10 protein-coding genes are annotated in these 16,324 nt (G+C 72.3%); 8 read left to right on the forward strand and 2 right to left on the reverse strand.

All coding sequences use genetic code 11. The features are described 5' to 3' along the window. Positions 1–48 precede the first annotated feature (48 nt). From EJG53_RS40075 to EJG53_RS44080, 6 genes are all read left to right on the forward strand, one after another. On the forward strand, positions 49–681 hold the full coding sequence (locus tag EJG53_RS40075; RefSeq protein WP_125049001.1) for a 4Fe-4S single cluster domain-containing protein: 633 nt from the start codon (positions 49–51) through the stop codon (positions 679–681). Continuing rightward, positions 678–2,141, forward strand: coding sequence for a coiled-coil domain-containing protein (locus EJG53_RS40080; protein WP_125049002.1), 1,464 nt, complete (start codon positions 678–680; stop codon positions 2,139–2,141). Before EJG53_RS40075 ends, EJG53_RS40080 begins: the two co-directional genes overlap by 4 nt. Then, positions 2,138–4,690, forward strand: a complete 2,553-nt coding sequence (locus EJG53_RS40085) for an AAA family ATPase (RefSeq protein WP_125049003.1) — start codon at positions 2,138–2,140, stop codon at positions 4,688–4,690. The genes EJG53_RS40080 and EJG53_RS40085 overlap by 4 nt, the downstream gene beginning before the upstream one ends. Continuing rightward, positions 4,677–6,290, forward strand: coding sequence for a WD40 repeat domain-containing protein (locus EJG53_RS40090; protein ID WP_125049004.1), 1,614 nt, complete (start codon positions 4,677–4,679; stop codon positions 6,288–6,290). Before EJG53_RS40085 ends, EJG53_RS40090 begins: the two co-directional genes overlap by 14 nt. After that, the gene (locus tag EJG53_RS40095) at positions 6,287–7,234 is read left to right on the forward strand and encodes a hypothetical protein (protein WP_125049005.1); all 948 of its coding nucleotides are present in this window, start codon (positions 6,287–6,289) and stop codon (positions 7,232–7,234) included. Before EJG53_RS40090 ends, EJG53_RS40095 begins: the two co-directional genes overlap by 4 nt. A 1,859-nt stretch (positions 7,235–9,093) precedes the next feature. Then, complete coding sequence (locus tag EJG53_RS44080; protein WP_359132122.1) at positions 9,094–9,213, forward strand: DinB/UmuC family translesion DNA polymerase; 120 nt, start codon at positions 9,094–9,096, stop codon at positions 9,211–9,213. Here the strand turns inward: EJG53_RS44080 and EJG53_RS40855 are convergent. Together EJG53_RS40855 and EJG53_RS40110 are read right to left on the reverse strand one after the other, a co-directional pair. After that, the gene (locus EJG53_RS40855) at positions 9,205–10,170 is read right to left on the reverse strand and encodes a coiled-coil domain-containing protein (protein ID WP_154806433.1); all 966 of its coding nucleotides are present in this window, start codon (positions 10,168–10,170) and stop codon (positions 9,205–9,207) included. The two genes, EJG53_RS44080 and EJG53_RS40855, sit on opposite strands and share 9 nt — an antisense overlap. Continuing rightward, positions 10,167–11,330, reverse strand: coding sequence for a hypothetical protein (locus EJG53_RS40110; RefSeq protein WP_125049007.1), 1,164 nt, complete (start codon positions 11,328–11,330; stop codon positions 10,167–10,169). Before EJG53_RS40110 ends, EJG53_RS40855 begins: the two co-directional genes overlap by 4 nt. A 189-nt stretch (positions 11,331–11,519) precedes the next feature. On the opposite strand from EJG53_RS40110, the gene EJG53_RS40115 reads away from it, so the two are divergent. Beyond that, entirely contained in the window at positions 11,520–11,852 is a 333-nt protein-coding gene (locus tag EJG53_RS40115) for a CU044_2847 family protein (RefSeq protein WP_125049008.1), read from the forward strand. A 10-nt stretch (positions 11,853–11,862) separates the two neighbouring features. After that, positions 11,863–16,314 (forward strand): tetratricopeptide repeat protein, encoded by a 4,452-nt coding sequence (locus tag EJG53_RS40120; RefSeq protein ID WP_125049009.1) that lies wholly within the window; start codon positions 11,863–11,865, stop codon positions 16,312–16,314. The last annotated feature ends 10 nt before the right edge of the window (positions 16,315–16,324 follow it).

Here is a 16,324-nt window from a genome sequence, read left to right on the forward strand (position 1 = left end):
GGCCGCCGCGGGGGAATACGTCGGTCCGGGCACGGGTCGGGGGACGCTATGGCGGGACTCAACGTTGCGGCGACATGGGTGGGCACCGGCGCGCTGGGGCCGGGGTGGCGCTCGGTGGTCTGGGTGCAGGGGTGTCCGTTCCGCTGCCGGGGCTGTATGTCCCCGGACTGGTTACCGGACGTGCCCGCCCGCGCGGTCCAGCCGGCCGGGCTGGCTGCCGAACTCCTCGCGGACCCCGCCGTCGACGGTCTGACCTTCTCCGGCGGTGAGCCGATGCAGCAGGCCGCGGGGCTCGCCGAACTGGCGCGTGCGGCCCGCGAGGTGCGGGAGGTCAGCGTTGTCTGTTTCACCGGTCACCGCTTGGAGGGCCTGCGGGAGCGGCCGCCGGGGCCCGGCGTGCGGGATCTGCTGGGGCTGGTCGACGTCCTCATCGACGGCCGGTACGTCGCCGAGCTGGACGACGGCCGGGGACTGCGCGGCAGCAGCAACCAGCGTGTGCATCACCTCACCGACCGTCTCGCGGACTGCGGGTACGACTTCAGGGGCCGTGACCGCAGTGCGGAGATCGCCGTCGACGGGCCCGCGGCCCTGCTGATCGGCGTGCCGCCGCCGCTCCTGCTCGCCGCGTTCGACTCGGCGGTCGACCAGGTACGGACGTCACATATCGGGGGAAGAGCATGAGTGGCAGGAAACGCATCCAGGTGGACGAGTCCGAGTGGTTCCGCATCCAGCGGGAGGCTTCACGCCAGAAGGACGTTCTCCGTAAGGTCCCGTCGATGATCCGGGAGATACGCCGGCAGACACACGACGATCTGGAGCGGGTCTTCGGCGTCATGGAGGACCGCCAGCGCTCGGTGGAACAGGTGGTCGAAGGGCTGAGCGAACAGACCCGTCGGCTGGAGACGGAGACCCAGCAGCGGCTGCGGGCGCAGGCGCGGCGGATGGCGGAGGACCTGCGGGCCACCGCGGAAGAGCTGCGTGGCGACATGCGCCGGCAACTCGACGAGCAGCAAAGCAGGTTACGGAGCGAGATCGCGGCCGAGCGGGAACAGCGGCGTGCGGACATCCGGCGCATCAATACGGAGCTGGGTGAACTGGTGCAGGACCGGGAGCACGCCGCGGTTGTCGCCCGCGCCGCCCTCTCCGACGCGCGCGCCATGCACGGCCTGATCCTCGGCACGCTGCCGCACGAACGGTATGCGCCCGGGCGGCTGCGGAGCCTGGAGGCGACACTCGACCGGGCCGGGGACAACATCACCCAGGGCCGGTTCGACGCTGCGCTGGCCACCGCGCAGGCTGCGTACCAAGAACTCAGCGAACTGCGGCTGGAGTTGGAGCATCGCGAGCGGGAGCGGGAGGTGCTGCGCGCCCAGGCACGCGGCGAGCTGCTCCTGGTCCACCTGCTGATCGAGGACAGTGCCATGCAGAACGTGCGCGACGAACACGGTGAGGTGCTCGACGGGTACGACCTCGACGTCGACTACTGGACGCACGGCGAATTCACCGCCCTGCGCCAGGAGACCGAGGAGCTTCAGCTCCGCATCGAGGACGACGAGCGGCCGCTGTCCGCCGACGAACTGCGGGAACTCCTCGAACACCGGGCGCCCGCACTCCAGGAGCGTCTCACCCGTCTCGTCGAGCGGGCGGGCGGACGGCAGCTCGCCTCCCAGCAGCGGGTCAACCTCGCCGAGACGGTCGTACGGACCCTGGAGAGCATGACGGCGTACGAACTCGACGCGACCACCTACCTGGGCGGGGACCAGCGGGACGCCTTCTTCGCCCGGCTCGTGCACGGCAACCGCAACGCGATCGTCGTGGAGGTCGCCCCCGCCGGCCCCGACTCGGGTGCGTCCGTCCTGCGCGTGCTGTCCTACGACCACGACACGGCTGCCCGTACCGAACTGGAGGAACGGGGAGCCGGGCTGATGCGCGCGCTACGGGGGCAGGGTTTTCCGGCCGCGGTGCCCCAGGAGGAGGCGGGGACGCCGGACCCCAAGTACGCCGATTTCACCGCTCTGAGCGAGCCGAAGGCCCTGTCGGGCAGTGAGCCGCGAGCCTTGCCGGAGAGTGAGCCGCCAACCCTGTCGCACACTGAGCCGCGGGCCCTGCCCCAGGCTGCCACGGAAGCCGAACCCGGATGAGCCGCCCCCTCGTCGAGCGGCTGGACGGGTTCCGGCTGCCGACCGGCGATGCCTTGCTGGTCGTGCATGGCCAGGGTGTCGACGACATCTTCGTCTGCCGGGACCACGGTGTGCGCGGCATCGAGGAACTGTTGTGGGACACCCTGCACGACGCAGGATTCACGCGCATCGTGTACTCGTCCCTGTCGCGCCCCGTGTACTTCCGCGACCAGCGCTCCCGCGACCTCACGCGACGCCGCCGCCCGGCCGCGAACCGGGGAGGGGGCAACCTGATGCGAGCCGAGTTCTCCGGTCCGCTGGGCCGGCGCATCCTGGGGGGCGGCGCGGCGGCCGACTCCGCGGCGGCCGGCCCCCTGCCGGGCGAGCCCCCCGTACCGACGCTCACCGATCAGCACCGGGTCATGCTCCTCGACCACCTCATGAGACAGGCCGAGCACCGTACGGCGGTGGTCTTCACGCACGCCGAGGAGTCGCTGCGCTACGAGCAGGCCGGCCGTACGCTCGCGGGCGCACTGGCGGAGTGGGTGGAGCACGCCGGGGACCGCAACCTGTGTGTCCTGCTGTTCCGCCGCGACACGCTCGACGACGTGGGGGAGTTCGTCCGCGAACTGCGCCGCGTCCCGCGCCTGGAGACCTACCTCGCCGACCAGCGCGTCCGGTCCGGAGGCGGCGCCACCGCCGCGATCGGCCTGCCGTCGGCGGAAGAGCTGGAGCGCCTGGTCCACGACGTGCGCCTGCGGGAAGGGCTGCGGGTCGAGGAGTGGAACGACCTGCCGCTGGTCGTCCGGACCATGGCTGCCGCTCCCGAGCGGGCCAGGAACTGGCGGGCCCGGCTGCGTCTGCTGGCCCGGGAGAAGCGGTCGCTCGACGTCGCCGAACTGCGGCGGCGCCAGTGGGCGGGCGGCAGTCCCCAGGACGACCGGAGCGTCACCGAACGCATTGAGGCCATGGTGGGCCTCGGGACCGTCAAGGAGCATCTGCAGCGGCTGCGCTGGCGGGCGGCCGCGGACGCCGCACTGCGCGCCCAGGGCCTCGGCCGCGAGGTCGAGACGGGCTCTCCCCACCTGGTGTTCACCGGCAACCCCGGCACCGGCAAGACCACGGTCGCCCGGCTGGTGGGCGAGATCTACCGGGACCTCGGTCTGCTGCGCCGCGGCCACCTGGTGGAGGCGGAGGTCCCCGACCTGGTGGCGGGCGTGGTCGGCGGCACGGCGATCCGTACCGACCGGACCGTGGACCGGGCCCTCGACGGGGTGCTGCTGATCGACGAGATCTACCGGCTGACCGAGCCGGGGCGCGGCGGTTTCGGCTCCGAGGCCATCGACACCCTGCTCACGCGCATGGAGAACGACCGCGGCAGATTCGTGCTGATCGCGGCCGGCTACCCGGACAAGGTCGAGGAATTCCTCTCCGCCAACGTCGGCTTGCGCAGCCGCATACCCGTCGCCAACGTCATTCATTTCCCCGACTACGAACCGACGGAACTGCACGCCATCCTCCTCGGCCGGCTGCGCGCCCTCGGGCTGAGCTGGACACCGGCACTCGAAGAGCTGCTGGGCGAGGTGACGCGGGGCCTGCACGCCACGCGGGACCGGCAGTTCGGCAACGCCCGCGCCATGCGCGACCTCGCCGACGAACTCAAGGACGCCTGGGCGCAGCGCGTCCGCGCGGTGGTGAGTGAACCACTGGAAGCCGAAGACCTTCCGGAACGCTACCGGGCACACATCAGGGGTCCGGTACCGCCGGTCGACGAACTCCTTGCCGAACTGGACGCGTTGGTGGGGCTCGAACCGGTCAAGGAGATGATCCGCGACCTCGTGTACCGGCTGCGGCTACGCCAGTCGCACGGCGGCGAGCCGTTCCCGCCGCCCCATCTGCTGTTCGTGGGCCCGCCCGGCACCGGCAAGACCACCGTGGCCCGACTGCTCGGCAAGCTGCTCCGCTCCCTCGGCCTGCTGCTGCGCGGGCACGTGGTCGAGGTGACCCGGCCCGAACTCGTCGCGGGCTACGTCGGCCAGACGGCGCTGAAGACCAAGGAAGCGGTGCGGTCGGCGGTGGACGGCGTGCTGTTCATCGACGAGGCGTACAGCCTGTCGCGTGGCAGCGAGGCCGGAACGGACTACGGCAAGGAGGCGCTGGACACCCTGACCCGCGAGATGGAGGACCTGCGCGGCCGACTGGTCGTCGTGGCCGCCGGCTATCCCGCTCCGATGGAGACGTTCCTGGCGGCCAACCCGGGCCTGCGCTTCCGCTTCGCCGAACGCGTGGCCTTTCCGGACTACTCGGGCACCGAACTCGTGGAGATCCTACGCCGGATGGCCCACGACCACGAGCCGCCCTATGTGCTGCCGGACGCCACCGTGCCGAGGGTACGGAGATGGCTGGACAGGCAGCGCCGCGCCCACCCCGAGCACTTCGCCAACGCCAGGACCGTACGGGTGCTGCTGGAACGGATGGAGGCCCGCATGGCGCGTCGCATCAGCGCGGACACACCGGCCGGGCGGCCACTGGAGTTCGTGCCGGAGGACGTGCCCGATGGTGACTGGTGAAAAGGCCGCCGCCAGGCATGCGACCGAGGAGTCGGAGTTCTGCTGCCCGGTGTGTCTTGCGACTTCCGAAGGTCGATCGGAGTGCACGAACTGCCGCTGGACCCTTGAAGGTCCCGTAGTACTCGGTGCCCTCACGTCGGAGATCCGGCGTGCTTTCGACGAACGGCTCGCCAGCGCGCGCCGCCGGCTGGACCTGACGGCCGCGGCGCGGGCGGCGGGCTATCCCGGTCGCGGCGATCCCGAGCGGCTGAAACGGTTGGGAGCGCTGCTGTGCGGTGGCCCGCCACGGTCCGCCGAGCGCGACCAGGTGCTGGCCGAGCTGGCCGACGAGCTTACGGTGACGGACCTCCCCGAGCTGCTGCCCGACGGCGTCGTCATCGAGCTCGGCCCCCGGGGACTGCGGGCCGTCACGGTCCGGAACGGCGCCGAGCAGGCGGAGGCCATCGAATGGCCCTGGGCCGAGCTGCTGCCGGGGTTGCCTGGCAGTGCGGACGAGACGCTGTTCTGCCTGGCAGGCGGAGTCGGCGACCGTACCACCAGCGCATCCGAGGCACGGGAGCCCGCAGCCCTCCCCGCGACGGTGGACGTGCTGGCCAGCCGACTGCGCGGCTGGGCGGTGCCGGAGCGCCTGCTGGCCAGGCTCACCCGGCGGTTCCCGCAGGCCCGGACGCTGTACCTGCCGCCGGAACGCCCGGAGCCCGGCCCGCTCCGGCATGCGGGCGGGTTCACCACCGCTGTCTGCCGCGGCGCACCCGACTCGGACGACGTACTCCTCGTGGGTGGTGGCCAGGACGGTTCCGTCACCGTCTGGAAGCTGTGGCAGCGTGCGCCACTCGCCTCCCGGAAGCTCCACGACCGAAGGGTCACCTGCGCCGACCTCACCGAGGACGGCCTGTCCGTCGTGACGGGCGGCCAGGACGGAGCGGTGCGGCTCTGGTCGTTCGCCGCCTCCGGCAGGGTCCGGGTGCTCGCCTGGCACGACGGTTGGGTCAACGCGCTGCGGCAGCGGGGCGGCGTGGTGTTCAGCCTCGGCGACGACGCCTGCGTGCAGCGGACCGTGCTGGGCGCGGCCGGATCCGCCGGTGACGTGCTCGCCCGGGTGGGCTGGGCCTCCGCCACCGCGCTGGAGGTCACCGGGGACGGTCGCGTCGTGATCGTCGCGGGCTCCGACGGGGCGAGCCTGTGGGACGGCAGGAACGGTGCGCGCACCGGACGCCTCACAGCGGAACACGAGGTCGCCTGCCTGGCACTGGACCGCGCGGACCGGCTGGTGGCACTCGGCTGCGCCGACGGCGTGGCACGAATCTTCACCCTGGGGGCCGCGCGGACCGCGGAGGCCGAGTTGGGCGGACACACCGGCCCCGTGCGCCAGGTCGCCTTCGGCCCCGGGGGAGTACTGGCCACGGCGGACGACACGGGCACCGTCCGGGTCCGGGAGCGGGACGGGACGGCCCGGACGGTGGGGACCCACCCGGACCGCGTACGCGGTCTGGCCTTCACCCCGGACGGCCGGCTGATCGGCGCGGGCGCCGGCGGCCTGGTCCGCACCTGGCCCCTCGCGGGCATCCACCGAACCGACAGCGACAAGGGGGGACCATGAGCGAGGGATATCTCGGTGCGGCGTTCCAGTCGGCACGCACCCAACTGGAGCTGACCCTCGACGACCAGCCCGCCACCGAACAGGCGACGCACGCGATCCGCGCCGCGCTGACCCGGCTGGCGCGCGACGCGGAAACGCATCCCGAGCTGGGCGCGAGCGAACGGCGGCAGGCCGCCGCCGCGGTGGAACTGGTCCGGGCGGCAGTCGTCGGTACCTTGGCCGCCGTACGGGCACCGGCGCTCCCGCAGCCCCGGCCCTCGCCGCCGCGCCGGTCACCGTTCCACGCGTTACTGACCGGATTCGGCAGCGAGGAGGAAGACCGGCGCCGGGAGCGGGAACGCGAGGAGGAACTGCTGCGCGTGCGGCGACCGGTGGCCCACACCGCCTCGCTGCTCGAACAGTTGCACGCCGCGCTGGAGTCGGCCGACCGCCTGCTCGCCGAAGCGGAGCCGCCCCCGCCGGAGAAGGTGCCGATCGCCTGGCACGAGGACGGCGAACTCGTCAACCTGCTCCGCGACCTGATGGCCGCGCACAGCGAGAACGACGGTGAGTTGGCGTTGCGCCGGATCGCCGGGCTGCGTCAGGAACTGTCGCTGCGTCACGACATCGACGTGGTGGACTTCGACGGCACCAACGAACGACTGTTCACCCTGGACAGGCAACCGGGCGGCGGCCCGGCAGCCGGTGACTGCCGCACGGTGCAGCCGGCGCTGGTGCTGAAGGGCGGCCGGACACTGTGCCGGGGCGAGGCGACCATGTCTGTCGCGGCACCTCCGGCGCCTTCCGCGCAGGTCGGCCCCGACGTACCGCACACCACCGGCTCCGGAGAACCGCAGCCCGCACCGGCCCCGTCGGCTCCGCATGCGGAGACCACCGACGAGAAGGCGCCCGCGGCCGACCACGACAGCAAGAACAACGGGGGCAAGGAGCACCACAATGGCTAAGACGTCCGGCAGCACAGTGATCGTCGGATTCGACCTCGGGCACGGCGAGTCCGCACTCGCCAAGACGTACACCGACAAGACCGCACCGCCGGTGGTCCTGGACATCGGGTCCACCGGCGCGGGCCGCCAGCATGTGACCGCGGTCGCCGAGCACCCCGGTCGCGGGGTGCTGGTGGGGCGCGAGGCCACCGAAGCGCGCGGTGTGACCTCGCTGTACCTGGCGTTCAAGTCGCCCGAGATCGAACGCGACGAGGTCCGTATCCCCATCCGTCTCTTCGTGGAGAAGGTGGGCCGGGACGCCCGGGAGCGGGACCACGACCTGAGCGGGGCCCGCCCGGTCCGCTGGGTGTTCGGAGCGCCTTCGGGCTGGGGCGACGAACTGATCGGCGTGTACGGTGAGTTGCTCACGCAGGCCGGGCTGACGGATGTGGAGGTGGTGCGGGAATCGCGGGCCGCCATGCTGTACGCCCGGGACTCGGGCGAGGTGCAGATCGACCGCGACCAGTTGGGCGGCTGTGTGCTCATCGCCGACATCGGCTCGTTGACCACCGACTTCACCGGCGTCCTCGGTTACCAGCCCGGCCCGCCCATCGACGCCGGGGTGCAACTGGGTGCCGGACTGATCGACCGCACCATCCTGGAACGCCAGCTCAGCAGGCACCCGATGGCCGACGCGCTCCGCGAGACGCTCCAGGACTCGCGCTTCGAACGGCTGCGGCTGGAGCTGCTGTGCCGCGAGGCAAAGGAGACCTTCTTCCGTACCGATCCGAGCCGGTTCGTGGACGATCCCGAGGCCACGGTCGGCGGCACTCGTAAAGTGGTCACCCGGGCCGGGAACGCCTACTTCGAGGTCGAGCTGACGGCCGCCGAGATGGAAGCGGTCCTGGACACACCCCAGCCCTCCCTCGGTAACCGCCCGTGGCGCCAGGCATTCCGGGACGCGCTCCACGAGGCGGCCGGCCGCCTCGGGCGGGATCCGGAGCTGGTGGTGCTCACCGGCGGAGCCTCCCGTATGCACTTCGTGCAGGAGGAGGCGCGGGAGGCATTCGGCGCGGACCGGGTGCTGCTCGGCCTGGAGCCCGAACTCGCCATCGCCCGCGGCCTGACCCTGGCGGGCCGGATGGGCCTGCATGCCGCCGGGTTCCGGGCCGACGTCCGCAAACTCATCAAGGGGGACCGGGTCGGTTCGCTGGTGCAGGACAGGCTGCCGGCACTGGGCGAACGGCTGGGTGCAGCGGTCGCCGAAGGCATCACCGAACGCCATGTCATTCCCGCGTTCCGCCGCTGGCGCAACGGCGAGATCGCCACCCTCGACGCCATGGCGGAAGGGATATCCCGGGCGCTGCAGGCCGAGCTGGCCGCGTCGGACAATACGCGGCTGACCGAGGCGAACATCGCATGGCAGAACGAACTGCGGCCGGAGATCGAGGAGCTGACCCGCCCCATCTGTCACCGGTGGCACATTCCGCCGTCCGCGATGGAGCTTCCCTCGGTGCAGGTCAGCGGCGGGGAGCTGACGGTACCGTTCGACTCGGAGGCGGCGACCGAGGTGCTCGACAACATCGCCAAGGTGGTGAACGTGGTGGTGGCCGGCGTCGTCGCCATGACCCTGTTCGGCGCCGGTACCGCGATCATCGCGACGACCGGGCCGTTCGCCGTCATCATCGCCGCCGTCGTGCTCTACATCGGGATCAACGAGGGGCGAGAGGCCGCCATGGCGAAGGCCCGGCAGGCGAACATCCCGGTGATGCTGCGCAAGTTCGGCGGAGAGAACCGGCTGGTGTCGAAGCTGCGGCAGGGAGCCGAGGCACAGGAGGCGCAGCTCGCTGCCGCGTTCAGCGCACAGTTCATCGAGGACGGTGGCCAGCGGCTGGTCAGCGAGATCAGTAAGAGTATCGCTGCGGATCTCGAAGTTCTCGCACGTGACGCGGAGTTGTTCATCTCCTGATCCGACGGCGAGGGCCCGCGGATCAGCGTGAGGAAGGGGTGGCCGGCCCTTCGTCGCTCCAGGCGACGAGGGACCGGCTTGCGGAGATCTCCTGGTCGCGGGTGTCCACGGCGCGTGCCAGGGCTGCGTCCAGTTCGCCGAGCCTGCTCTCGACGGTGCCGAGGGCACCCGCGATCCGGTCCAGTGCGTCGTCACCGCTTCCCGGCTGCGCGGACTCGGCCAGCGACTCGACGATGCGGTGGTTGACCTGGGCCCAGGTGGCGAGCTGCGCCAGCCGTTCGCGCTCGGCGCGCACCTGGTCCCTCCGCTGCTCGGCCTCGGTCGCGGCTTCCTCCGCACCGGCCAGCTCGCTCTCGGCCTCGGCGAGATCGTGTTGCGCTTCGGCGGCTCGCTCCAGTGCCTGGCGCACCGGCGTGGCCAGCCGCGTCAGCCGCTCCTCGGACAGTCGCAGCAGCTCACCGCTGCCCAGCCGGACGGCTTCCTCGGTGCCGTCGGCGTGTTCGCGCAGCAGCGTCAGGCGGGCGTCGAGCACATCGCGCTGCTCCCGTACGTCTTCCAGGGCCTCCACCAGCCGTTCCAGGCGGCGGACCTCGGCGACCTGGGCCCGGAGGTCCGCCAACTCCGCCAGGCGTGCGTCGAGGTCGCTCCGGGCCCCGGCCAACTCGTCACGCTGGTGGCGCAACTCACGTATTTGTGCGCCCAGTTCGGTGAGTTCCTGTTGTCGTTCCCGAAGGTAGGACTCCACGTCCGGGCCGGGGCGAGCCGCCCGCAGCAACGACGGCACCGCCCCGGCGAGCCCGGACACCGAGCCGATGGCATCGTCCAGCAGGAAGACCGCTTCGGTGGTCACGTCCTCCGGCGCCTCAGCGGCCAGCCGGGCGACGGCCTGCGCCGCCCACTCCAGCGACCAGCGCAGAGCGTGCAATGCGTCCTGGTCCGTGCCGCGCGCCGCCGCCTCGGTGACGCGCCCTCTCGTCCCGTCGTTCATCCCGTGTCCCCCGTCCTCGCTCCGGCCGGGCCGTTCAGCGGCAGTAGTACCGTCTCCCCGCCGTCCTTCGGACGCAAGGCCAGCACACCGGGCCCGCTCCCCGCCGAGTGCAGGCCCAGGCGGTACCGTCCCGGGCGCAGAGCAGGACAGGGCACGCGGATCTCCGTGTCGCCCAGCCGGATCCGGACGTCGGGGCGGTGCCCGTCGGGCACGTCTACGGTCACGTCGTGAGCGTCGTCTCGTACGGACGTGCTTGAAGCCTCCTCGCCGGACTCCCGTACGGCCAGGGCAACAGGCCCGCCAGGAAGAGCCAGCGGAAGGTCTGCCTCGGTGAGCAGGCCCTGATGGACGCGGTGGACGCGCAGACTCAGCCGGTGGCGGGCCGTCTCGGGAGCCTGGACGGAACCGCGCGCGACGCGCAGCGCTCCCAGCGCGGCCGCGTGCTCCTCCAGCACACGGACCGGCGCGCCGGTCGCGGCCTCCTGGACGGCGGACCCGGCGAGCGGATGCCGGCGAAGGCCGCCGCCGAGAAGGATCTGCGATACGCCCTCCGAGGCTGTCGGCCCGGCCAGGATCGGGGAGAGCGCCGACCGCAGGGCCTGTTCGACGGGTGCGAAGGCGTCCAGTACGGCTCCGGCCGTCATCTCCTGCGGCAGCCACAGCGGCGCCGCCCGGTACCGGGCCTGTACCCGCGCCCGGGACAGCAACAGCGCGGCACGCCTGGCCTCCTGCGGATTCTCCGGCTCTCGCGGCGACGTGACGGGCGACCCGGCGCCCACCGTCCGCCACTCGACACCGGACGACAGCGTCACGGACTGCCAGCGCACACCACACACGGCAGCTACGACTCCGTCCGCCTCCAGCCGGCACACCAGGTGCCTCCCGGAGGACTGATCCAGTGAGGCAGCGGCCGCCACCGCTCTGGGTACGAACTGGCGCAGTGGCATCCCCAGGTCCCCGGCGAGTTCGCCGTACAGTGCCTCCCGGCGGGCCGCTCCGGGCGTGTCGAACCACTGCTCCGGCACGGCGAGTACCAGACCGTCCACCGGCTCCGTGAGACCCCGCAGATATGCCCCGGGCCCGGAGACGAAGGGCTCCGGCGGCCGGACACCGTCCGCCGCGCCGGTCACGGCGACACCCGCCGCGACATCGATACCCACGAACACGGCCACCACCCGCCCGCGCCCACCACACCCGTGCGCACTCCGCACGCCCCAGAGTAGCCCTCCCGGCGGACGCCCGTCCGTCCACCGGAAAAATGACGTCGTCGCGGACTCGGCCCCGGAGAGCGGGACTAGACTCGAAGCGCACTTCGGTCGGGCCGGGCTGGTCAATGGGGGGGGCGGCACATGAGTGATCTGGTGCGGTTCAGGACGGCGGGTGGCGAGGACATGCTCGTCGAGGTCGACAGCGCCTCGCCCGGCCTGGAGAACGTGGCGCGCGGCGACAACGGCATCCTGGAAGCGGCCCGGAGCCTCGACGAGATGCTCACCGGAGCCCGGCCCACGATCGACGCGGTACTGGACTGGCTCCGTCGCCTGGCGCCCGACGAGTACGAGGTCGGGTTCGGCATCAAACTGAACGCCGAGGCCGGGGTGGTCGTCGCCAAGACCTCCGCCGAGGGGCACTTCACCGTACGGCTGGGCTGGCGCGGGGACGAGCCCGCCGCTCCGACCGGCTAGGCAGCCCGCGGTGTCCTCCCACTGGGAACGGGCAGCGTGGCTGGTGACCGTCGCCCGTGCCGAAGGCCGGCCGCCCAGTGGCGCCGGCGTACTGGTCACCGACCGGCACGTACTCACCTGCGCCCATGTTGCCGCCGCGGCCGCAGACCGGGCCGAGCCGCCCGACACCCCCGTGTCCGTGCGGTTCCAGTGGGCCGGGCCGCACGATCCGATACCTGCGGCTGTGGTGGCCGGGGGCTGGCACCCGCAGGACGCCAAGGGGCGCCGGGGCGACCTGGCCGTGCTCGAACTGCGGGGCCCGTTGCCACCGTCGGCCGCCCCCGCACCCCTGATCAGCACCCAGAACGGCACGGCCGGCCACGGCTTCCACGTGTACGGCTATCCCCAGAACCACGAAACCGGCGGCGTCCCGGCCTACGGAACCGTCCGCGGCGCCGCGGAACACGAGTGGATCGGGCTGGAGTCGGAGTCCGCCCTCGGCCACGCCCTCGCCCCCGGCTTCTCCGGCTCCCCGGTGTGGGACCGCACCCTGGGGGGCGTGATCGGCATCGTCACCACCCGGGACAGGCCGTCGCAGGGCCAGGACACGCGGACGTCGTACGCGATCCCGGTCGAGACCCTGGCCAGGTACTGGCCGCCACTGCGCGACCTCGTCCGCGACCCGGTCAGCGAGGCACAGCGGGCCGCACTCGAAGAGCTGCTCGCCCTGCCACTGGACGCCGCGGGCGAACTGCCCAGGCTGCACGACGTCCGCATCTACGACATGGGCGTCACCTCGTCCAAGGACCTCCAGGACCACCCGGACCCGCCCTACGTTCCCCGGCTCCAGGAGGACCGAGCACTGGACGAGGCGCTGCGCACCAGGCCGTTCGTCCTGCTGGCGGGGGACGCCAAGGCCGGGAAGTCCCGCACTCTTGTCGAGAGCCTGCGCCGCGTACTGCCGCACGGCACACGCCTCATCGTGCCCGGACCTGCCCCCTCGGCCCCTGGCGGTATCGCCGCTCTGCCGCTGCCTACCGGAGGCGACGGCGCGGTGCTGTGGCTGGACGACATCGACGAATATCTCCGGCCCGGCGGCATGGATACCAAGGTGCTCGACGCCTACCGGTCCATGCGGCCCTCGGTCCTGGTGGTCGCCACCATCACCTCCGAGTGGCTGGGCCGCATCCTCACCCCCAAGGGTGAGGTGAACCGCGCGGCCCGGAGGGTGCTGGACAGAGCGCCGCAGCCGGTCGTGCTGCCGCGGCTGCTCCGTCAGGAGGATCTCGCGGACGCCCGTCGCCTGTACCCGGACGAGGACTTCACCGACCGCGGGATCGGCGAGCTGATGGTCGCCGCGCCTCTGGTGGAAGCGCGCTTCAACGGCGGCCGCGCCGGCTGTCCCGAGGGGTGGGCGGTGGTCCTGGCCGCGGCGGACTGGCACCGTATGGGCTGCGAGGGGGAACTCACCGGTGCGGCGCTGGCGGGGCTCTTCACGCACTACCTGGAGGCCGGGCCGAGCCACCGCGCCGCCACCGACGCCGCCCTGCACTCCGGGATCGCCTGGGCGACCGAGCCGGTGGCGGGCAGCATCGCGCTGCTGACCGAGTACAGCCGGACGGGTGCACCGGGGCCGGGCGGCGAGGCCGACGGCCGCCGTTATGAGGCGTTCGCCTACCTGCCCGGGTACCTGGACAGTCGCGACGACCCGGACACCGCCCGCGTCCCTCGCTTCGCCTGGGACTGGGCGGTCCGCGGCACCCCCGCCGACCAACTGCTCGGTGTCGCCTTCGCCGCGTTCACCCGGGAAGAGGGTGAGGCGGCCCAGAGCGCACTGGAGCGCGCCCTCGCCGAGGCCACGGACCGCGACGTCGTCGCCTGGGCGGCCCTGATGCTCGGCGAACTGGCGATGTACCGCAGTGACTTGGCCAGAGCCAAAAGCCTGTTGGAACGAGCGACCGACTGCGATTCACCGGACGTCGTGTCCTTCGCCCAGGTCGACCTGGCCGCCGTACTGCAGCTCTCCGGCGACCTGGACGCCGCGTGCGCGGTGCTGGAGACGGTGATCGCCTCCGGTGACCCGCTCGCAGTGCCCCTGGCGCAGGCAAGTCTCGGCGGACTGCTGCTCGGGCAGGGCGCGACCGACCGGGCCAGGGAACTCCTCGAAACGGCCCTGCGGTCCGGGGACTCACAGGTCGTGCCGCTGGTCCAGATCGGCTTCGGCGGCCTGATCGTGCAGCGCGGCGAGATGACCGGAGCGGCCACCACGGTCAAACGGGAGCCGTCCGGGCCCGCCTCTCCGGAACCGCCCTCCCGCTTCGGCACTGCGGGCCCGCTGAACCTGCCACGGGCCGTACGGCAGTCCGCCATCTCCTCGGCGGTGCCACTGGCCCAGCTCAACCTGAGCGCGGCCCTGGTGGGCGAAGGCGAACTGGAACAGGCCGACGAACTGCTCCACTCGGCCCTGCGGTCCGGAAACCCGATGGTGGTGCCGCTGGCCCAGGCGAACCTGGGGGGCCTGCACATTCAGCGGGGCGAGCTGGAAGAAGCCCGTGAACTCCTGGACGCCGCGGCGGCCTCGCGGCACGTCTTCGCCGCCGAACACGCGCAGGTGACCCTTGCCTGGCTGTTCTGTCTGACGGAGCGGTACGACGAGGCGACCGAGATCCTGCGGCGCGCCGTCGGCTTCACCAACCCGGAACAGGTGCTGCGGGCACGGTGCCTGCTCAGCACGGTGCACGCGGCACGCGGGGACTACGCGGCCGCTGCCGAGGAACTGCAGCCGGTGGTCGACTCCGCCGACTCCGACTGGCCGCTGCTCGCCCGTACGGACCAAGGTCTGTACTGGTGCCAGGCAGGGCAGTACGAGCGGGCCCGTACCGCGCTGAGCGAGATGGCGGGGGCCGGTCACCCGGAACAGTCGCCGCGCGCCGCCGATCTCCTCGGGGACCTGGAAGCGGCGCAGGAGAACTGGGCACAGGCAGAGGCCGCATACCGTACGGCGATCGACAGCCAACACCCGCTCTGGTCACCCATGGCCGGATTCGACCTCGCCGTGATGTTCAACCGGCTCGGTGACCGGCGGGACCAGGACCTGCTCGCCGAGGTCGCGGCGTCCCGGGAGCCCGATCTGGCACCGCGCGCCGCGGACCTGCTCGGGGACGTACTGGCCGCACGGGGTGACTGGGCGGAAGCCGAGGCCGCGTATCGGCGTGCCATCGATGCCGCGCACCCGCACTGGTCGGCCGTCGCCCGGCTGGACCTGGCGATGATGCTGGCGGACCGGAGCGAACTGGCCCGCTCGGAGGCCCTGTTCAGGGCGGAATCCACGTCCGGCTCGGCACTGGCGGAGGTCGCCGAGGCATTCCTGGGCATCCTGCTGGTGCAGCAGCCAGGGCGTGCGGCGGAGGGACGTCCGCTGCTGGAGCGGCTCGTGACGTCCGACTCCGACACGGCCGCGGACCTCTGCCGGGTGCAGTTGGGCAAGCTGGCGGTGGACGAAGGCCGCACGGAGGAGGCGACCGCGCTCTTCGAAGCGCTGCTGGACTCCACCAGCGAGGTCGCCGTCTCGGTGATCCCACTCGCCCGCGCCCACCTGGGCGCGATCCTGCTCCAGCAAGGCCACGTGGACGAGGCACTGGAACGGCTCGACGAGACGGACTTCGACCACCCGGGCGCCGCGGCGGTGGCACTGCTGAGCTACGGCGAGTACCTGATCGAGGTGGGCGACACCACGGCCGCCCAGGAGTACCTGAACACGGCACTCGGCCTGGAAGTGCCGGACACCGTCCCGAAGGCCCTCGCGCTGCTCGGCGTGGCCCAGCTAGCGGAAGGCGACCTCGACGGGGCCAGGACGGCCCTGACGGAGGCGCTGGCCACCGGCACCCCAGCGATCGAACCGCTCACCCGCCGCTACCTCGGCAGTGCCCTGGCCAGGCTGGGGCACCTCGCGGAGGCCCGGGACACCCTCCTCCCGCTGGCCCGCTCGGACGACTCCGTCCACCGGCCCCAGGGTCTGGTCATCCTCGGGCAACTGGCCATGCTCGACGGACACACCGACCAGGCACATGACTGGCTCACCCAAGCAGCGGCGTCGGACGACCCCGAGGCTCGCAGCCGCGCCCGCCAGGCACTCGACGAGGTCGGGGCCACGCCCGTCCCGTCCCTGGGTACCGGTCCGCCGCCAGGGATCACAGGGCCGGAGCCCGCCGGCGTAGTACCTCCGGCCGCAGCCCCCGTAGAGCCCACCCTGTCCCCAGGCCAGGCACGCTCACCTGCCGGTGACGACCCACCCGAGCCGTCGTTCCACGCAGCAAGCCTGCCGACCGGCCTCCTCCTCGTCTTCGGCCGGATCGCCGAGGGGGAGGGGCTGCCGGACGAGGCCCACTACTGGTTCGAGCGGGCGCTCGCCACCGGCGAGCGCACCAGGGAGGCACAGGCACTGCTGGCTTCGCTCACGAGCGACGACGGACCCGCTGCGTGACCACCTCGCC

It is taken from the genome of Streptomyces chrestomyceticus JCM 4735 (assembly GCF_003865135.1).
GTDB classification, from domain to species: Bacteria; Actinomycetota; Actinomycetes; order Streptomycetales; family Streptomycetaceae; genus Streptomyces; species Streptomyces chrestomyceticus.